This is a genomic window from Bradyrhizobium sp. KB893862 SZCCT0404 (assembly GCF_018130885.1).
Classification (GTDB): domain Bacteria; phylum Pseudomonadota; class Alphaproteobacteria; order Rhizobiales; family Xanthobacteraceae; genus Bradyrhizobium; species Bradyrhizobium stylosanthis.
Genome location: NZ_JAFCLT010000003.1, coordinates 571,673 through 589,241, shown reverse-complemented (window position 1 = coordinate 589,241; position 17,569 = coordinate 571,673). Strand labels below are relative to the sequence as shown.

Genomic DNA, 17,569 nt, shown 5'->3' with positions numbered 1-17,569 from the left:
TCAATCATCCACATCATCCTGCGTGCGCCCGAACAGGTGCACGATGCCCGGCGTTGCGATCGTGACGAACACGAAGCGCGACAGATGATGGGCGCCGACGAAGATCGGGTCGATGTGCAGCGTCAGGGCCAGCGCCAGCATCGCGTCCATCGCACCCGGTGCGAAGGCGACGACGACGTCGGAGAATTTCACCTGCGTGGCGAGGGCGACGATGCCGACGAAGATGGCGGAGACGGCGATCGCGACCGCGAACGAGCCCAGCGCCGCGTTGATGTGACCGGCAAGCGTTTTGATCCGCATCTTCGCGAAGCGGCTGCCGATCAGAGCGCCGATGCCGACCAGGGCCACGCCGCGCACCCAGTCCGGCAGGCCGCCCTCGACCCAGCCGGCGCCGTGCAGCACGCTGGAGCCGATCATGGCGCCGAACATCCAGCTCGCCGGAAACTTGATCAGCCGCAGAACGAGCGCCGCGGCCAGTGAGGCAGCGACCAGCGCCGCGAGCCCGAGTGGCGAGGCGATCGTACTCGTCAGCGACGGCGCGGCGGAAGGCGCCACGCCCGCGATCGCGAGCACCATCGGCAGCGCCGCCGTGAGGATGATGACGCGCATGGTCTGCACCACCGCGATGCCCGGCAGGTCGGCGCCGCGCTCGACCGCCAGGATCGTGATCTGCGACAGCGCGCCGGGGCTGCCGGCAAGGAAGGCCGAGGTGCGGTCCCAGCCATGGATGCGCTGGAGGTAATAGCTCGAGCCGAAGGTCGAGCAGAACGTGGCGAGTGCGAGCAACCCGATGGTGAGGGGGTAGGCGCTGACCTGCTGGATCAGATGGCGCGAGACCACCGAGCCCAGCGAGATGCCGAGCAGCACCAGCACGGTCTGGGTCAGGATCGGCGGCAACGACAGCTGGCGGCCGGCGATCGCGGCGATGCCGACCGCGATCATCGAGCCCGAGATCAGGCCGCCGGGAAGGTGTGCGAAGAGAAATACGAGACCGCCGGCGGTGCCGATGGCAAGCGTCTCCACCGTGCTCAGGATCTTGGCACGGCTTGGCCATTCGATGGGCAGGGAGGCGGTGATTTGCTTCACGCCACCTTATCGCAAATCAGCGAGAGGCGCACAATTGCGGCTACGTCATGCCGCAATGCGCACGCCTCTCGCAGATGCTCGCGAACCGTATTGCGACGGATTTACTTCTTGTCGGCAGCGGGCGCAGCGGTGCCGGCCTTCGCTTCCTTCATGCACTCGCGGCGGAATTTCTTGCGCTCCTTGCCCTTCAGCCCCTTGGCGTCCGCCTGCTTGGAGCATTCGAGCGACTCGGCCGAGCGCTCCTTCGGCGCCTTCTTGTCGGCGGTGGCGGCGGCATCGGTCTTGGCGGCAGGCGCGGTGGCCTGCGCGAAGGCGGCGCCGGAGGCGAGCAGGGAGGCGAGAGCGACGGCAGCGAGGCGAGAGGCGAGGGTCATGATGTTGCACTCTTCTTGGGGGAATTGCGAAGAGCTGGGAACGTCGGCTCGCGATGCTGAACGCGACATGAATGATTTGAACGGCGCGATCACTATATTTTTGCGGCGAAAGCCGTCGCTTCCTTGTCGCGAGCGGGCGGCACGCTAGGATAGCAATCCTCGTTTCACTTCCCCAAGGGAAAGTCCAGGGGAAGGTCATGGGAAGACCAAGGAGGAGACAACGGATGACCATTCAAGCAAAATTGTTGTGTGCGGTTGCGGTGTCGGGCTTCGCCATGCTGGCCGTCTCCGCGCCGGCCCAGGCTCTGACCTCGCAGGAGTGCAGCGCGAAATACCAGGCCGCCAAGAAGGACGGCTCGCTCGGCACCATGAAGTGGAATGACTTCCGCAAGGCCCAGTGCGGTGCCGATGCGACCCCTGCCGCTGCGCCGACCGCCGCGGCTCCGGCCGCGCCTGCGGCTCCCGCCGAACCGAAGCAGGCCAAGAAGGAGGCGGCCCCCGCTGCGGCGCCGACGCTGCCGGCCGGCCCCGCGATCTATCCGAACGCGGTCGATCCGAAATACGCCAAGGAGTCCGCCGGCAAGGCCCGCCTGCACACCTGCGTCGATCAGTACAATGCCAACAAGACCACCAACGGAAATGGCGGCATGAAGTGGATCGAGAAGGGCGGCGGCTATTACAGCGAATGCAACAAGAAGCTGAAGGGCGCGGCCTGAGCTTCGAGGCGACGTGACGCGATGGCCGGAGCACCGCTCCGGCCATTTTCGTTGGTCCCGATCGCCTAGTCCAACAACTTCTCGGCCGATTTCGCCACGAGTTGCGAGCGCTTGCGCGGCCCGCGCTCGACGAACAGCAGGCTCTGGCCGAAGATGAAGCAATAGAACAGGAAGGCCTGCGCCTCCGCCGCCTCGGCGTCGAGGCCGGTCGCGCGATAGAGCTCGGCAACGTGCTTGAGCCGCGCCGCATCGACGCTCGCCACGGCCGCCGCGGCATTCTCGTCCGAGCGAGCCCATTGCCGGATCGCGAGCTCGATCGCCATGCCTTCCGGGTTGAGCCGCTCGGAATAGAGCTGGATCACCGCCTTCAGCCGTTCGCGCGGTGCCTGCCCGTCGAGGCTCGTCTGCTGCGCGATCGACGCCGCGCGCCCCTCGCGCCAGCGTTCCAGCATGGCCCCGAGCAGCGCGGCGCGATCGGCGAAGCGGCGGTAGAAGCCGCCCTTGGTGACGCCGAGATTCTTGGCGAGCACCTCGACCCTGACACCCTCGACGCCCGAGCGGGCGAGCTCGGCAAATCCCGCCTCGACCCAGACATCGCCCTTGCCGTCGCTCATGGAGGAAACCTCACCGGTTCTTGATACGGTGCCGTATTGCTAACGCAGGACGCGCCTGATACGCTACCGTATCAAAAATGAAAAAGCGGGAGGATTGCCGATGGAGCAGGAGGCGAGCTATCGCGGCACGGTCTATCCGTGGCAATGCGACCATGTCGGCCACATGAACATCATGTGGTATGTCGGCAAATTCGACGAAGCCAACTGGAATCTGTTCGCCCGTCTCGGGCTGACGCCGAGCTACCTGCGCAGCTCCGGGCGCGGCATGGCCGCGGTCCAGCAGAACATCGCCTACAAGCGCGAACTGCTTGCCGGCGACATCGTCGAGATCCGCAGCCACCTGCTCGAGATTCGCGACAAGTCGATCCGCTTCCGGCACGACATGCGGAATGCAGAGACCGGCGAGATCGCCGCGACATGCGAGATCACGGGCGTGCATATGGACCGCCAGCTGCGCAAGTCCGCGCCGTTCACCGATGTCATTCGCGAGATCGCGATGAGGCATCTCGCCGAGCCCGCCGAGGTCTGAGCCATGGCCGCGTTCGAGCCGAAAAGCCCGGGCTACCGTGCGGCGACAATTGCCATGTTCGACGCCCAGCCGGCGATGCGCACGCTCGGCGTCATGATCGTTCGTCTCTCGCCGGGCGAGGTCGAGCTGGCGATGCTGCATTCTGCCGCCTTCACGCAGCAGAACGGCTTTATTCATGCCGGCATCATCACGGCGGGGCTCGACAATGCCTGCGGCGTCGCCGCCTTCACCCTGATGCCGGAGGAGGCCGACATCCTCACCGTCGAGTTCAAGACCACGCTGCTGGCCCCTGCCCGCGGCGAGCGGTTCGTGTTCAAGGCTGAGGTGGTCAAGCCCGGCCGCACGCTCACGTTCTGCGAGGCCAGGGCGTTCGCCGAGCACGATGGCAAGACCACGCTGATTGCCACTATGAGCGGAACGCTGATGGCGATGCTGCCCCGCGAGGCACCGCAGACGCCGCGCATGTCCCCCGCCCGGCGCGGCGATTGACACGCCTGCCGCCGCATTCCCGGATGCCGCGGTCATGCTCGCAGGCCTCGTTTCTGGTCCCGCTCGCGGCCACTCTGCTGGTGCGATGACATCGCCGCCGCGACACTCTATATGGTGGGTAACAATTCCCGGTCCTGAGCCGTATTTGGCGAGGATGGGACCGAAACGGGACGAGATATGACTGGATCTGGAAACAAGAGCCGCCTGGTGACGACGCGGCGTTCGGCGCTGACTCTGATCGGGGCGGGCGCGCTCGCGGCCGGCGGCATCACCTCTGCTCTGGCAGCCGCCGATGATGACGAGGTGCTGACCGAAACCAAGGTGCTTCGCGATCCCGATACGCCCGTCGCCGGCAATCCCGACGGCAACATCACCATTGTCGAATGGTCCGACTACAATTGTCCCTATTGCCGCAAGCTCGAGCCCGAGCTGCGCCAGGTCGTCCAGGACGACGGCAAGGTGCGGCTGGTGATGAAGGACTGGCCGATCCTCGGGCCGGTGTCGGTCACGGCGGCGCGGATCGCACTCGCGGCGAAATACCAGGACAAGTACCATCAGGCCCATGACGCCATGATGGGCGTCAGCTCACGCCTGACCGAGCCGCGCATCAACGAGCTGCTCGCGGCCGCCGGCGTCGACATGGACCGCCTGAAGCGCGATCTCGCCGGCCACGGCAGCGACATCGATGCGCTCCTCAAGCGCAACAACGACCAGGCCGAGGCTTTCGGCTTCCGCGGCACGCCGTCCTTCATCGTCGGCAAGTACCGCGTGCCCGGCGTGCTCAGCATGACCGAGTTCGAGCAGGTCATCGCCGATGCCCGCAAGGCCAAGATGAACTGACGCGGCATCGATTGCCGCCAACACAAAAGCGCCGCCGCGGATCCGCGACGGCGCCTTGTTCATTTGTCGGGGACGTTATTTCTGCGAGATGCGGACCCAGTCCTTGTGCGCGCGATCACGCAGCGCGTCCCAATCGGCCTTGGCGACATCCCAGTTCACGATGGTGCGATTGGTCGTCGCGACCTCGCCATTGGCGACGGACGAGGTCTGCATGGAGTCGTAGACATAGACGCCGCCGGCAAGAAGCAAGGCGCCCAAAATCATTCCAAAAAACGTTCTCATAGCGAACCTCCGGTGACGCGCCGATAACGTCGGCACCGTGCGATGGTTCCGCGGCCATGCGGCGCATCTATGGACGGGTCGTTCATTCCCCATTCAGCCATTGCAGCAGCTTCGCGTTGATCTCGCGCGGATAAGTGTGGCTGAGATCGTCGATTTCGCGGTAGGTGACGTCAGCGCCGGCAGCGGAGAGCGCGGCCTGGGTCTGACGTGCGGTCTGCACCGGAAACATCCAGTCGAGCTTGCCGTGGGTGATGAAAACCGGCAGGCCCCGCATTCGCTCGGCATCCGCCATCTCCGCCATCAGCGGATGGAAGGTCGCCGAAACCGGCGCAAGATGCGTGAAGGGCGAGGCGCCGTCGAGGCCGGTGACGTAGCACAAGGTGCCGCCGTCGCTCATGCCGGTCAGAAGCATGCGGGAAGCGTCGATGCTCCAGCGGCTGCGCACCGCCTCGAGGATGCGCATCAGGTTTGGCGTGTCGGCGTCGTCGCCCATCAGCGCCCAGGTCGGCCCGGTTGCGGTCGGGGCCACCAGGATCGCGCCGACGCTGCGCGCGTCGCGCAGCCAGCTCCACAGGAAGCCGCGGCCGTTGCCGCTGCCGCCATGCAGCGCCATCACCAGCGGCATGGCGCGATCGGGCCTGTAATATTCGGGCACGTAGACCGAGAAGCCGCCGCGGCTGCCGGGCTCGTTGTGGTCGTGTAAGATGCCGGTGTGCTCGCCTGCGCCGACTTCCAGCCGCGAGAGCAGGTCGCCGTTCTCGCGATTGGCGTCGTTGAGGAAGAAGCTGCTCACCGGCGGAAACTGCATCGCCAGCGGATACAGCGCCTCCTGCGCGCGCGGGACGTGGCGCAGCGCGCGGAACACGGCGACGAGATCGCCATTGCCGCGCTCGACCTCGCGAATGCCGGCGAACGCGGCGAGCGTCTCGCTGCAGGCGCGGTCGAGCCGTTCGCGCAGCCCGGCGAATTGTTCCGGCCAGTCTCCGATCGCCGTGTGTGCCTTCTGCAATGCTTCGTCCGGCGTGCCGATCGCATTTATCACCGAGGCGAAGGCCGGCGGGTGCAGATGCCGCTGAAAGAAGCCGAGCGCTTCAAGGGCATTGAGCAGCGGCGGCAGCACGGCCACGATGTCGTCGATCACGGCCTCGCTCATTGCAGCTTCCCTTGGCGACTTCCCTTGGCGGCTTCCCTTGGTCGCGTTCTTCGGCGCGGGATCAGTGCAGCTTCGGCGCCTTCAACAGCTTGAAGCGGTCGGTCGAGGTCACCGTGACGTCGAAGGTGACGCCTTCATGATGCACCGTCAGCGGCACGTCGACGCCGGCGGCGCCCAGCGCCCACATCTTCTTGTAGAAGGCGGTCTGGCTCGTGACCTTCTCGCCGTCGACGGCTAGGATGACGTCGCCGGTCTTGAGCTCGGCGCGGGCCGCCGGGCCGTTGGCGGAGATGCCGATCACCACCACGCGATTGTCGATTTCGGTCGAGTAGAGCCCGAGCCAGGGCCGCGACGGCTTGTTGACGCGGCCGAACTTGCGCAGGTCCTCGAGGATCGGTTTCAGCAGGTCGATCGGAACGATCATGTTGACGTGCTCGGCCTTGCCGTCGCGCTCACGCTCGAGCTGGAGCGAGCCGATGCCGATCAGCTCGCCGCGCTCGTTGAGGAGGCCGGTGCCGCCCCAGTTCGGGTGCGCGGGATAGGTGAAGACGGCTTCATCCAGCAGATATTCCCAGTAGCCGGCGAATTCCTGCTTGGCGACGATCTGGCTCGCCACCGATCGGGTGCGGCCGCCGGCGCCGCCGACCACGACGCGGTCGCCGACACGCGTGTCGGCCGAGTTGCCGAGCGGCAAGGGCTCGACGTCGAGACGGCCGAGCGCCTGCACCAGGCCGAAGCCGGTGACGGAATCGAATCCGAGTGCATGCCCCTCGACGACCCGCCCGTCGGCGAGGTGCAGCCACACCGATTCCGCTTCGGTGATGAGATAGCCGATCGTCAGCACCAGCCCGTCGTCGATCACGACGCCGTTGCCGGCACGCTCGGTGCCCAATGTTTCGGCGCTGAAAGCGTCCGGCGGGATGATGGCGTGCAGGCCCACGACGGAGGCGAGCGCGCGGTCGAGATCGAAGCCGTAATCGCTCGCTCGCGGCTGATTGGCCGGCGGCACTCTCCATTCGGTCAGAGCGGGCATGGAGTTCTCCTCGCTGAGCAATTGGGTCGCCACAGCTGGCAGGACGACGCCTCGAAGCACGCATAATTTATGCCGGAGATGGCCGTCTTGAAAGCCTCGTTCGCCAACTATTGCAGAGAACGCCGTGTGAAATATTGGAAAGGCACGGAAACGCCTTGGTCACAGGCAGATGACCGGCGTGATCCGGCACCGGCTGCATGGCTGCCGTCCCGCGAGGTGCTAGGCGGGCCGCAATGAAGCTGCTAACCATTGCCGCTTCGTTTGACCAAGAGATCACGGACCGAAGCATGGATAACCGCAGCGACATCTGGCGTGGCGTCGACACGATCAAGGCGCGTTTCATCGACCTCAGCGACAAGGTCTGGGGCATGCCCGAGGTGTGTTACACCGAAGCGCGGTCCGCCGCCGAGCATCTCGCCGAGTTGCGCCATCAGGGCTTCCGCATCACCGAGAACGTTGCGGGCATCCCGACCGCGCTGATGGGCGAATGGGGCGAGGGCGGGCCGGTCATCGCCTTCATGGGTGAATACGACGCGCTGCCGGGTCTCAGCCAGGAGGCGGGCGTTGCGGAACATCGTCCGGTCGAAACCGGCGGCCATGGCCATGGCTGCGGTCACAATCTGCTCGGCTCCGCCGCGCTGCTCGCCGCGACCGCGGTCAAGGACTGGCTCGCCGCGAACAAGGTGCCGGGCCGCGTGCGCTATTACGGCTGCCCCGCCGAAGAAGGCGGCGCGGCCAAGGCGTTCATGGTGCGCTCCGGCGCGTTCGAGGACGCCGACATCGCCATCACCTGGCATCCGCACAGTTTCTGGGAAGTGGCGGTGACGCCGTCGCTCGCCAACACGCGCGCGGACTTCATCTTCACCGGCCGCACCTCGCATGCGGCCGCCTCGCCGCATCTCGGCCGCTCCGCGCTCGATGCCGTGGAGCTGATGAATGTCGGCGTGAACTACATGCGCGAGCACATGCCGAGCGATGCCCGCGTGCATTACGCGCTGCTCGACACCGGCGGCATCGCGCCCAACGTGGTGCAGGCGCATGCGCGCGTGCGCTATTCGATCCGTGCCCGCGATCTGCCCGGCATGAACGAGCTGGTCGGACGCGTCAGCAAGATCGCCGAGGGCGCGGCGCTGATGACCGAGACCAAGGTCGAGATGAAGATCATCTCGGCGGTCTCCAACATCCTGCCGAACACGCCGCTGGAGCAGGCGCTGCACCGGGTGATGGAAGAGCTCGGACCGCCGCATTTCGACGATACGGACAAGGGCTTCGCCGCCCAGATCCGCGCGACGCTGAGCGACAAGGACATCGCCTCGGTCTATTACGCGATCGGCATGGAGCAGACCGATCGGCCGCTGGCCGACTTCCTGGTGCCGCTCGATGCCAAGCGCAACCCGCTTGTCGGCTCGACCGACGTCGGCGACGTCAGCTGGGTGGTGCCGACCGTGCAGGTTCACGCACCGACGGTTGCGATCGGCACGCCCTTCCACACCTGGCAGGTGGTGGCGCAAGGCAAGAGCCCGCACGCCCACAAGGCCATGGTGCAGGCGGCCAAGGCGATGGCCGGGCTCGGTATCAAGGCGCTCACGGAACCGGAGCTGATCAAGGCCGCCAAGGCGGACCTGCAAAAGCGGACGACCAAGACGCCTTACGTGTGTCCGTTGCCGGACCACGTGGAGCCGCCGCTGACTATGTCCGTGGCGTAGAATTTCGCCTCGATACTTTCGTCTGATCCGGCGAACAAATTTTCTGCAGTGCAACGTGGAATCCGGCGTGTTTTGACGCCGGATTGCCGAACGGTTGGGCTGCGAAACAAAGTTTTGCCCAACGGACAGCCAGAACACCGTTTGCACACACACGGTCGCAGTTGACGGGCAGCCTATTCGGTGTGCCATCTACTGTCAGAGAAAACCCGGCGGCCGCTCGCGGCCGCCTGCATCCATACGGGAACCAGACGGGGGACAACCATGCTGGATAAAGAACTGCGTTCGATGATCGGTGAGGTGAAGGACGGGCGGATGGATCGCCGCGCCTTCATCAAGCGCATGGCCGCGGTCGGCCTCACCGCCCCCCTCGCCAACCAGATCCTCGCGCTTGGCGGCGTCGCCATGGCGGAAGGTGCCCAGGTCTACAAGCCGACCAAGCGCGGCGGCGGCGGTGCGCTGAAGCTGCTGTGGTGGCAGGGCCCGACCCTGCTCAATCCACATTTCGCCACCGGCACCAAGGACCAGGACGGCTCCCGCCTGTTTTATGAGCCGCTGGCCTGCTGGGATCCGGACGGCAACATGAAGCTGGTGCTGGCGGCGGAAATCCCCTCGCTCGAGAACGGCGGCCTGACCGCCGACGGCAAGTCGGTGACATGGAAGCTGAAGCCCGGCGTCAAATGGCATGACGGCAAGCCGTTCACCGCCGACGACGTCGTGTTCAACTGGGAATACGCGAAGGACCCGGCGACCTCGGCGCTGACGATCGCGACGCATCGCGACATCACGGTCGAGAAGGTGGACGATCTCACGGTCCGCATCCGCTTCAACAAGCCGACGCCGTTCTGGGCCGACGCCTTCGTCGGCGCGCCCAACACCATCATCCCCAAGCATCTGTTCGCGGACTACAAGGGGTCCAAATCGCGGGAGGCGCCGACCAACCTCTCGCCGGTTGGCACCGGTCCCTACAAGTTCGTCGAGTTCAAGCCGGGCGATCTCGTCCGCGGCCAGCTCAATCCCGACTACCACATGCCGAACCGGCCTTATTTCGACACGGTCGAGATGAAGGGCGGCGGCGACGCCGTCTCGGCCGCGCGTGCGGTGATCCAGACCGGCGAATATGATTTCGGCTGGAACATCCAGGTCGAGGACGACGTGCTGCTGCGCCTGGAGAAGGGCGGCAAGGGCAAGACCATCTACGCCGTGGGCGGCGACACCGAGTTCATCGCTCTCAATTTCACCGATCCGAACACCGAGGTGGACGGCGAGCGCTCGTCGATGAAGACCAAGCACCCGCTGTTCTCCGATCCCGCGGTCCGCAAGGCGCTGTCGATGCTGGTCGATCGCGAGTCGGTGAAGAAGGCGATCTACGGCCGCGCCGGCCGCACGACTGCCAACTTCCTCAACGGCCCGGAGAAATTCGTCTCGAAGAACACCTCCTGGGAGTTCAGCATCGAGAAAGCCTCGAAGCTGCTCGACGACGCCGGCTGGAAGCCGGGCGCGGACGGCATCCGCGAAAAGGACGGCAAGAAGCTGAAGCTGCTCTACCAGACCTCGATCAACGGGCCGCGTCAGAAGACGCAGGCGATCATCAAGCAGGCTTGCCAGAAGGCTGGTATCGACGTCGAGCTGAAGTCGGTGGTGGCCTCCGTGTTCTTCTCTTCCGACGTCGCCAACCCCGACACCTACGCGCATTTCTACGCTGACCTCGAGATGTTCCAGATCCCGCTGAGCCAGCCGGACCCGTCGCAGCACATGCGCCGCTATCTGTCGACCAACGTCGCCACCAAGGAGAACAAGTGGCAGGGAACGAACTTCCCGCGCTGGGTCAACAAGGAGTACGACGCTGCGATCGAGGCCGCCGAAAGCGAAATGGATCCGGTCAAGCGCGCCTCGCATTACATCAAGGCCAACGATCTGATGTTCCAGGACACCGTGTTCATTCCGGTGCAGCACCGGCTGAAGGTGGAGGCGGCGGCCAACAATCTGCGCCCGATTATCAGCGGCTGGGCCAACGAAACCGACAATCTGCACGACTGGTACCGCGAGGAATGATCCCCCAGCTCTAGACGGGATCCTCCCCAATGAGTCAGTACGTCCTGCGTCGCCTGCTGATCGCGATTCCGAGCTTGCTCGGAATCTCGGTCGTGCTGTTCGTCGTGCTCGCGCTCGCGCCCGGCGATCCGTTCTCGGAGCTGGCGACAAATCCGAACGTGCCGCCCGAAGTGCAGGCCGCGCTTCGGGCCAAGTTCGGCCTCGATGATCCGATCTATCTCCGTTACCTGCATTGGCTCAACGCCATGATGCACGGCGACTGGGGTTTCTCCTTCGTCAGCCGGATGAACGTCGATACGCTGATCCTCCAGCGCCTGCCGGCCACGCTCTATGTGATCGGCTCGGCGCAGATCCTGGCGCTCCTGGTCGCGATTCCCGTCGGCGTCTATGCGGCGACGAAGCCCTATTCGCTGTTCGACCAGATCGCGAACACGTTCGCCTTCATCGGGTTCTCTCTGCCGACCTTCTTCACCGGCCTGCTGTTCATCCTGATCTTCTCGGTGACGCTGGACTGGCTGCCTTTCGTCTACACCACGGACGTCAAGGCGACCGGCATCCACTGGGTGCTCGAGATGATCCGGCAGGCGATCATGCCGGTGGCGGTGCTCGGCCTGTTCCAGGCGGCGTCGATGACGCGCTTCGTGCGCTCGGCGATGCTCGATGTCATCAGGCTCGACTACGTCACCACGGCGCGGGCCAAGGGCCTCGGACAGGCCACGGTCATCGTCAAGCACGTGATGCGCAACGCCATGATCCCGGTGGTCACGCTGATCGCGCTCCAGATGCCCGCCGTGTTCGGCGGCGCCATCGTCACCGAGCAGATCTTCCGCATTCCCGGCATCGGCTCGCTGCTGATCTCCTCCATCCTTTCCAACGACACGCCGGTGGTGATGGCCGTCACCTTCGTCTTCGCGTGCCTCGTGGTGCTGTTCAACCTCATCGCGGACGTCCTTTATGGCTGGCTTGACCCTCGCATCTCCCTCCGCTGAGCGGGGCGTCTACTCGCCATGGCGCGAGATGTGGCGGCGCTACAGCCGCCACAAGCTCGCCGTGGTGAGCGCCTTCCTGCTCCTCGTTCTCATCCTCGCCGTCGTGGTCGGGCCGTTCGTCTGGCGCGTCAAGATCAACGACATCGACGTGATCGCCGGCATGCAGGGGCCCTCGCTTGCGCATCCCTTCGGGACCGATGATCTTGGTCAGGATATCCTGGCGCGGATGATCTATGGCGGCCGCATCTCGCTTGCGGTCGGCCTTGCCGCGATGCTGGTGTCGGTCTTCATCGGCGTCCTGATCGGCGCGCTCGCCGGCATGTCGCGCGGCGCGCTCGGCCATGGCTTGATGTGGCTCACCGATCTGTTCCTGTCGCTGCCGCAACTGCCGCTGCTGCTGCTGCTGATCTATCTCTTCCGGGACGGGCTGAAGCAGGTGTTCGGGGCCGAGGGCGGCATCTTCGTCCTGATCGTGCTCGTGATCGGCGGCCTGCGCTGGATGCCGGTCGCGCGTCTCGTGCGCGCGCAATTCCTCTCGATCCGCGAAAAGGAGTTCGTCGAGGCCGCCCGCGCGCTCGGCGCAAGCCCGGTGCGCCAGGTGGTGCGGCACATCCTGCCCAATGCGCTCGGTCCGGTGATCATCGCCGGCACCATCGACGTCGCCGCCGCCATCATCGCGGAATCGACGCTGTCCTTCCTCGGCCTCGGCTTTCCGCCGGATACACCGACATGGGGGCGGCTGCTGTTCGACGCCAAGGACTTCCTCGATATCGGTCCGCACTGGGCGCTGTTCCCGGGCGGCGCGATCTTCATCGCGGTGGTCGCCATCAACTTCATCGGCGACGGTCTGCGGGACGCGCTCGACGCGCGGCGGGTGATCTGATGGCACCGCTGCTCGAGATCAAGGGTCTCAAGACCCACTTCTCCACCGACGATGGCATCCTCCAGGCCGTCGACGGCGTCGACATCACCATCAACAAGGGCGAAACGCTCTGCGTCGTCGGCGAATCCGGCTGCGGCAAGACCGTGACGGCAATGTCGATCCTCAAGCTGATCGCGATGCCGCCGGGGCGCATTGCGGCCGGCCAGATCATTTTCGAGGGCCGCGATCTCGTGCCGCTCACGAGCAACGAGCTCGACGATATCCGCGCCAAGGAGATCGGCTTCATCTTCCAGGAGCCGATGACCTCGCTCAATCCGGTGCTCACCATCGGCGAGCAGATCGCTGAGAGCCTGCGCCGCCATGAGGGGCTGACCAGGAAGCAGGCGCTCGAGCGCACCGTCGAGATGCTGAAGCTGGTGCAGATCCCCAACGCCGAAGGCCGGGTGCACAATTACCCGCACCAGTTCTCCGGCGGCATGCGCCAGCGCGTGATGATCGCGATGGCGCTCGCCTGCAAGCCGAAGCTGATCATCGCCGACGAGCCGACCACCGCGCTCGACGTCACCATCCAGGCGCAGATCCTCGACCTGCTGCAGGACATGAAGGAGCGCTTCGGCATGGCGGTGATGCTGATCACCCATGCCATGGGCGTCGTCGCCGAGACCGCGCAGCGCGTCGTCGTGATGTATGCCGGCAAGGTGGTGGAGGAGGCGCCGGTCGATGATCTCTTCGGCGATCCCCGCCATCCCTACACCCAGGGCCTGATCCGCTCGATCCCGCGCATCGACCTCGACAGCGAGCACAAGACGCGGCTCGAGGCGATCGGCGGCTCGGTGCCGATCCTGATCAACCCGCCGGTCGGCTGCCGCTTTGCGCCGCGCTGCAAGTTTGCCATGGACGTCTGCATCGAGAAGGAGCCGCTGCTCCGCGAGGTCAAGCCCGGCCATCGGATGGCCTGTCACCTGGGAGATGCGCAGTTGGGAGCCGCCTCATGAGCGAACCCTTGCTCCGCGTCAGCGGCCTGAAGAAACATTTCCCCGTGCTCGGTGGCGTGTTGTCGCGCCAGGTCGGGACGGTCTACGCCGTCGACGGCGTGTCGTTCTCGGTCAATCGCGGCGAGACGCTCGGTCTCGTCGGCGAATCCGGCTGCGGCAAGTCCACCACGGGCCGCTGCGTGCTGCGCCTGATCGAGCCTACCGATGGCGAGGTCACCTTCGACGGCCAGAACGTGCGCGAGCTCAGCGGCACCGACCTGCGCGCGATGCGCCGGAACATGCAGCTGGTGTTCCAGGATCCGTTCGCCTCGCTCAATCCGCGCATGACGGTCGGCGCCATTCTCGGCGAGGCCTTCACCATCCACAATCTCGCATCCTCCGCCAAGGAGCGGGAGGACCGCGTTGCGGGCCTGCTCGTGAAGGTCGGGCTCAAGGCCGAGCACATGCGGCGCTATCCGCACGAATTCTCCGGCGGCCAGCGCCAGCGCATCGTGATCGCGCGCGCGCTCGCGGTCGAGCCGAAGCTGATCGTCTGCGACGAGCCGGTCTCCGCGCTCGACGTCTCGATTCAGGCCCAGGTCATCAACCTGCTGGAGGACCTCCAGGCCGAGCTGAACCTCACTTATTTGTTTGTCGCGCACGACCTCTCGGTGGTCGAGCACATCTCCGACCGCGTGGCGGTGATGTATCTCGGACGCATCGTCGAGCTCGCCAAGGCCAGCGACCTCTACCGCAACCCGCAGCATCCCTACACCAGGGCGCTGCTGTCGGCGGTGCCGGTGCCCGACCCAAAGCTCAAGCGCGAGCGCATTCGCCTCAAGGGCGACGTGCCGAGCCCGATGAAGCCGCCGTCGGGCTGCCACTTCCATACCCGCTGCCCGATCGCCCAGCCGCGCTGCGCGGAAAGCGCACCCGAGCTGAAGGAAGGGGCGGGCGGACACTTCGTGGCGTGCCACTTGGCTTAGTGTGCTGACCTCGCAGCGTGGGCAAAGCGCAAGCGTGCCCACCATTTTCATGCGACGGACGATGGGCACGGCGCGACGCGCCTTTGCCCACCCCGGGCATCTTCATCGCGGAAACAGGCCGTGCGCTGAAAGCGCCTGCCTGAACGCCTCCACCGACGTGTGGTGATGCGCGAACAGCCCCGCCTCGCGCGCTCCCGCGACATTGGCGGCGAGATCGTCGACGAACAGGACGTGCTCCGGCGCCACCCGCAGCTCCGACAGGCAGCGGCGATAGCAGTCCGGGTCCGGCTTCGCCGTCTTGAATTGGGCGGAGGCGTAGATTTTCGCGCCGAACAGCGGCCGCAAGTCCGGCAACAGCGTGTCGATATGATCGGCGACCAGCGTGGTGTTGTTGGTCAGGACGGCAACATCGACGGTCTCGCCCAGGCGGCGGGCCATCTCCAGCATGGCGAGATCGGCCTGCATCGAACGCCGCCGCGCCTCCACCCATTCGCCGAGCGACAGCGCATAGCCGATGCGTTCGCCAAAGCCCCGCAGATAGTCGGCAGCGTCGAGCGCGCCGGAATCGCCGAGCGCCTCGAAGCCGCTCTCCCAGATCGCCGCGTGGACGAACGCGGTGGTCGTTCCCGCCAGCTCTGCCAGGCAGGCGACGCGCTTTGCCCTGTCATAGTCGCAGAGCACGTTGTCCATGTCGAACAGGACAAGCTTCATTGCATCAGTCACGGCAACACTCTCGGATTGGCCGAAGATCCGGCCGTGACTGCAGTCATATCCGGCTTGAATACCGAGGACAAACCCTGGACCGTCTCTACGGTTGTTGCGCGGCGCAGTGTCAGCTACGTCTGGTGAGCGGTCCTCCCCGTCACGCGGTCTTCGCGGGCCAGGACACGACCTGTCCCGACATCACCAGCCGGTCACGGCCGCTATCCTTGGCGGCGTAGAGCGCGCGGTCAGCGGCCGCGACCAGCGTGCTCGAGTCCGCAGTGGTTTCCGTTGGGAGGCTTGCGGCGGCGCCCACACTGACGGTCACCAGGCGAGAGGGCGGGTTTTGCGCATGCAGCATGGCGAGATCGTGCAGCGCCCTTCGAATCGCTTCGCCGACCTCGGCGCAGCCGTCCGGGCCGGTGTTCGGCAGCAGCATGGCGAACTCCTCGCCGCCGTAGCGCGCCGCGAGGTCGGCCGGACGCCTGGCGTGGTCGGATAGGATCCGGCCCAGCGCGCGGAGGCACCCGTCGCCCGCCAGATGTCCGTAATGGTCGTTGAACTTCTTGAAATGATCGACGTCGATCAAGAGAAGCGAGAGCTGCGTGCCGTCGCGCCGGGCACGGGCCCATTCGTCCACGAGGCGTTCATCGAAGGCGCGCCGGTTGGCAAGGCCGGTGAGGCCGTCGGTCGCCGCAAGTGCGGCGAGCTTGTCCTGAAGATCCTTTTGCTCGGTCATGTCGCGCACGACCGCAACGACGCCGTCGATCTCGCCGCTGTCGGAGGCGCGTGTCACGTGCAGGGCCGCTTCGACCCAGATATCGCCCTTCTCGCGATGGCGTTGGCGGTAGACGAATCTCGCCTCCTCGGCTTCGCCGTTCTTCAGCGCGGTGATGGTCTGCTCGACCCGTTCCATGTCCTCCTCGTGGATGCCGGCCACGGCCGACGTGCCGAGAAGCTCGTCGGACGACCAGCCGATCATGCGTCGGCATGACGGAGAGACGTAGAGCAGGCGGTTGTCCAGCCCGATCCGGGTCACCATGTCGCTGGATTGCTCGGCGAGCAGGCGGAATTGTGCTTCGTTGGCGACCAGCGCCTGTGCCATGCGCTGCCGCTGCAACAGCTGTCGGACCAGATAGTAGCCGATCACCGCGATCAACAGGACGAGGCCGAGGACGAAGGTCACGCGCGTGACCGCCGCACGTCGCCAGGGCGCCAGCACATCGTCTTGCGACTTGCTTGCTAGCACCATCAGCGGATATCGGCTGCTGCGCTGGTAGTAGCTCAGCCGCTGCACGCTATCGAGCGGCGACTTGAAATAGTAGACGGCTGCTGCCGGCCGGCTTTTCCACTCCCTAAACAACGGCGCGTTCGAAAGGTCGCGCCCGACGAAGACGCCGCTTTCGTCGCGGCTGCGCGCCAGCATGATGCCGTCATTGTTCAGCAGCGACGCCGAGCCGTTCGGCCCGACGTCGAAACGCTCGTAGAATTTGACGAAGTAGGCGACGTCGATCGTGAGCAGGGCGACACCGGCGAAGCTGCCGTCGGGCCGGTCGATCCGGCGCGACGCAGTGATGACCCACTGGCCGCCGGAACGGCTCTTGACGGGTCGTCCGATCAGCGTGCCCTTGTCCGGGGAGTCGCGGTGCTGCCGGAAATATTCGCGGTCGCTGTTGTTGAATTTGGAGAAATCGATTTGCTCGGTGGTGGCGAGCCAGCGGCCGGTCTCGTCATAGACGAAGATACCGCGGACGCGGTCCGTTGATTTGCGGGTCGGCAGATAGGTCTGGAGCTTCGCGATCGTATCGGGGCCCATCCCGTCGAGTTCGAGACGGTGGACCAGCCCGACCAGGATCGTGTCGGCGAGCTCGAACGTATCGTCCGCGTGCTGGACCAGCGAGTGTGCCAGATTGGCGACGTCGGTCTCGGCGTTCCTGAGTTCGGCATTGCGCGATTCCCATTCGCGCCAGGCGCTCAAGCCGAGGATTGCCAGGCAAATCAGCACGACGAATCCCGCCGCCGAGAGCGGAAGGCGCGTCTTGCCGAGTTCCCGGCTCGTGGCCATCGGGCTTGCTCCAAATCGGAGCAAACCTCTCACCTTGGCCTTAACGGCCCGTTGCAACTTCCGCGCTGATTGTGCGCGTTCCGTACTCAACCGGAG

18 protein-coding genes are annotated in these 17,569 nt (G+C 65.6%); 10 read left to right on the top strand and 8 right to left on the bottom strand.

The annotated features are described in order from the left end of the window. Positions 1–1,086 (bottom strand): AbrB family transcriptional regulator, encoded by a 1,086-nt coding sequence (locus JQ617_RS16735; RefSeq protein WP_212027241.1) that lies wholly within the window; start codon positions 1,084–1,086, stop codon positions 1–3. 101 nt (positions 1,087–1,187) lie between these two features. Beyond that, on the bottom strand, positions 1,188–1,460 hold the full coding sequence (locus JQ617_RS16730; protein WP_063694700.1) for a PsiF family protein: 273 nt from the start codon (positions 1,458–1,460) through the stop codon (positions 1,188–1,190). 224 nt (positions 1,461–1,684) lie between these two features. Between JQ617_RS16730 and JQ617_RS16725 the strand changes: the two genes are divergently transcribed. Next, positions 1,685–2,176, top strand: coding sequence for a hypothetical protein (locus JQ617_RS16725; RefSeq protein WP_063694699.1), 492 nt, complete (start codon positions 1,685–1,687; stop codon positions 2,174–2,176). Between the two features lie 65 nt (positions 2,177–2,241). On the opposite strand, the gene JQ617_RS16720 is transcribed toward JQ617_RS16725, so the two are convergent. After that, positions 2,242–2,790 carry a TetR/AcrR family transcriptional regulator gene (locus JQ617_RS16720; RefSeq protein ID WP_212027240.1) on the bottom strand — a complete coding sequence of 183 codons (549 nt, stop codon included), beginning with the start codon at positions 2,788–2,790 and terminating at the stop codon, positions 2,242–2,244. A 100-nt stretch (positions 2,791–2,890) separates the two neighbouring features. Between JQ617_RS16720 and JQ617_RS16715 the strand changes: the two genes are divergently transcribed. The 3 genes from JQ617_RS16715 to JQ617_RS16705 all read left to right on the top strand — a co-directional run bounded on the left by JQ617_RS16715 (position 2,891) and on the right by JQ617_RS16705 (position 4,648). Then, entirely contained in the window at positions 2,891–3,319 is a 429-nt protein-coding gene (locus JQ617_RS16715) for an acyl-CoA thioesterase (protein WP_212027239.1), read from the top strand. A 3-nt stretch (positions 3,320–3,322) separates the two neighbouring features. Further along, positions 3,323–3,808 (top strand): PaaI family thioesterase, encoded by a 486-nt coding sequence (locus JQ617_RS16710; protein WP_212027238.1) that lies wholly within the window; start codon positions 3,323–3,325, stop codon positions 3,806–3,808. A 177-nt stretch (positions 3,809–3,985) separates the two neighbouring features. Next, positions 3,986–4,648, top strand: coding sequence for a DsbA family protein (locus tag JQ617_RS16705; protein WP_212027237.1), 663 nt, complete (start codon positions 3,986–3,988; stop codon positions 4,646–4,648). Positions 4,649–4,723: 75 nt separating this feature from the next. Here the strand turns inward: JQ617_RS16705 and JQ617_RS16700 are convergent, their stop codons facing one another. The 3 genes from JQ617_RS16700 to JQ617_RS16690 all read right to left on the bottom strand — a co-directional run bounded on the left by JQ617_RS16700 (position 4,724) and on the right by JQ617_RS16690 (position 7,116). Beyond that, positions 4,724–4,930 carry a hypothetical protein gene (locus JQ617_RS16700; protein WP_145669949.1) on the bottom strand — a complete coding sequence of 69 codons (207 nt, stop codon included), beginning with the start codon at positions 4,928–4,930 and terminating at the stop codon, positions 4,724–4,726. An 82-nt stretch (positions 4,931–5,012) separates the two neighbouring features. Then, positions 5,013–6,083 (bottom strand): carboxylesterase family protein, encoded by a 1,071-nt coding sequence (locus JQ617_RS16695; RefSeq protein ID WP_212027236.1) that lies wholly within the window; start codon positions 6,081–6,083, stop codon positions 5,013–5,015. Positions 6,084–6,144: 61 nt separating this feature from the next. Next, positions 6,145–7,116, bottom strand: a complete 972-nt coding sequence (locus tag JQ617_RS16690; protein ID WP_145669945.1) for a S1C family serine protease — start codon at positions 7,114–7,116, stop codon at positions 6,145–6,147. Positions 7,117–7,403: 287 nt separating this feature from the next. On the opposite strand from JQ617_RS16690, the gene JQ617_RS16685 reads away from it, so the two are divergent. The 6 genes from JQ617_RS16685 (at position 7,404) to JQ617_RS16660 (ending at position 14,706) form a co-directional block, all read left to right on the top strand. Further along, on the top strand, positions 7,404–8,822 hold the full coding sequence (locus JQ617_RS16685) for a M20 family metallopeptidase (protein ID WP_212027235.1): 1,419 nt from the start codon (positions 7,404–7,406) through the stop codon (positions 8,820–8,822). Positions 8,823–9,083: 261 nt separating this feature from the next. Beyond that, entirely contained in the window at positions 9,084–10,874 is a 1,791-nt protein-coding gene (locus JQ617_RS16680) for a peptide ABC transporter substrate-binding protein (protein ID WP_212027234.1), read from the top strand. A 29-nt stretch (positions 10,875–10,903) separates the two neighbouring features. Next, positions 10,904–11,863 carry an ABC transporter permease gene (locus JQ617_RS16675; RefSeq protein WP_063694690.1) on the top strand — a complete coding sequence of 320 codons (960 nt, stop codon included), beginning with the start codon at positions 10,904–10,906 and terminating at the stop codon, positions 11,861–11,863. Beyond that, the gene (locus JQ617_RS16670) at positions 11,829–12,746 is read left to right on the top strand and encodes an ABC transporter permease (protein ID WP_212027233.1); all 918 of its coding nucleotides are present in this window, start codon (positions 11,829–11,831) and stop codon (positions 12,744–12,746) included. Before JQ617_RS16675 ends, JQ617_RS16670 begins: the two co-directional genes overlap by 35 nt. Beyond that, positions 12,746–13,741, top strand: coding sequence for an ABC transporter ATP-binding protein (locus JQ617_RS16665; RefSeq protein ID WP_212027232.1), 996 nt, complete (start codon positions 12,746–12,748; stop codon positions 13,739–13,741). Before JQ617_RS16670 ends, JQ617_RS16665 begins: the two co-directional genes overlap by 1 nt. Then, on the top strand, positions 13,738–14,706 hold the full coding sequence (locus JQ617_RS16660) for an ABC transporter ATP-binding protein (protein WP_212027231.1): 969 nt from the start codon (positions 13,738–13,740) through the stop codon (positions 14,704–14,706). Before JQ617_RS16665 ends, JQ617_RS16660 begins: the two co-directional genes overlap by 4 nt. A 102-nt stretch (positions 14,707–14,808) precedes the next feature. Here the strand turns inward: JQ617_RS16660 and JQ617_RS16655 are convergent, their stop codons facing one another. After that, positions 14,809–15,456: an HAD family hydrolase gene (locus JQ617_RS16655; RefSeq protein WP_212027444.1), complete on the bottom strand. Its 648-nt coding sequence runs from the start codon at positions 15,454–15,456 to the stop codon at positions 14,809–14,811. Positions 15,457–15,568: 112 nt separating this feature from the next. Continuing rightward, positions 15,569–17,473 carry a sensor domain-containing diguanylate cyclase gene (locus JQ617_RS16650; protein WP_212027230.1) on the bottom strand — a complete coding sequence of 635 codons (1,905 nt, stop codon included), beginning with the start codon at positions 17,471–17,473 and terminating at the stop codon, positions 15,569–15,571. Positions 17,474–17,569 lie beyond the last annotated feature (96 nt).

Bases quoted from the DNA above. Each gene is read 5' to 3' on its own strand.
- JQ617_RS16730 (WP_063694700.1), bottom strand. From the start codon at position 1,460: ATGACCCTCGCCTCTCGCCTCGCTGCCGTCGCTCTCGCCTCCCTGCTC.
- JQ617_RS16725 (WP_063694699.1), top strand. From the start codon at position 1,685: ATGACCATTCAAGCAAAATTGTTGTGTGCGGTTGCGGTGTCGGGCTTC.
- JQ617_RS16720 (WP_212027240.1), bottom strand. From the start codon at position 2,790: ATGAGCGACGGCAAGGGCGATGTCTGGGTCGAGGCGGGATTTGCCGAG.
- JQ617_RS16715 (WP_212027239.1), top strand. From the start codon at position 2,891: ATGGAGCAGGAGGCGAGCTATCGCGGCACGGTCTATCCGTGGCAATGC.
- JQ617_RS16710 (WP_212027238.1), top strand. From the start codon at position 3,323: ATGGCCGCGTTCGAGCCGAAAAGCCCGGGCTACCGTGCGGCGACAATT.
- JQ617_RS16705 (WP_212027237.1), top strand. From the start codon at position 3,986: ATGACTGGATCTGGAAACAAGAGCCGCCTGGTGACGACGCGGCGTTCG.
- JQ617_RS16700 (WP_145669949.1), bottom strand. From the start codon at position 4,930: ATGAGAACGTTTTTTGGAATGATTTTGGGCGCCTTGCTTCTTGCCGGC.
- JQ617_RS16695 (WP_212027236.1), bottom strand. From the start codon at position 6,083: ATGAGCGAGGCCGTGATCGACGACATCGTGGCCGTGCTGCCGCCGCTG.
- JQ617_RS16690 (WP_145669945.1), bottom strand. From the start codon at position 7,116: ATGCCCGCTCTGACCGAATGGAGAGTGCCGCCGGCCAATCAGCCGCGA.
- JQ617_RS16685 (WP_212027235.1), top strand. From the start codon at position 7,404: ATGGATAACCGCAGCGACATCTGGCGTGGCGTCGACACGATCAAGGCG.
- JQ617_RS16680 (WP_212027234.1), top strand. From the start codon at position 9,084: ATGCTGGATAAAGAACTGCGTTCGATGATCGGTGAGGTGAAGGACGGG.
- JQ617_RS16675 (WP_063694690.1), top strand. From the start codon at position 10,904: ATGAGTCAGTACGTCCTGCGTCGCCTGCTGATCGCGATTCCGAGCTTG.
- JQ617_RS16670 (WP_212027233.1), top strand. From the start codon at position 11,829: ATGGCTGGCTTGACCCTCGCATCTCCCTCCGCTGAGCGGGGCGTCTAC.
- JQ617_RS16665 (WP_212027232.1), top strand. From the start codon at position 12,746: ATGGCACCGCTGCTCGAGATCAAGGGTCTCAAGACCCACTTCTCCACC.
- JQ617_RS16660 (WP_212027231.1), top strand. From the start codon at position 13,738: ATGAGCGAACCCTTGCTCCGCGTCAGCGGCCTGAAGAAACATTTCCCC.
- JQ617_RS16650 (WP_212027230.1), bottom strand. From the start codon at position 17,473: ATGGCCACGAGCCGGGAACTCGGCAAGACGCGCCTTCCGCTCTCGGCG.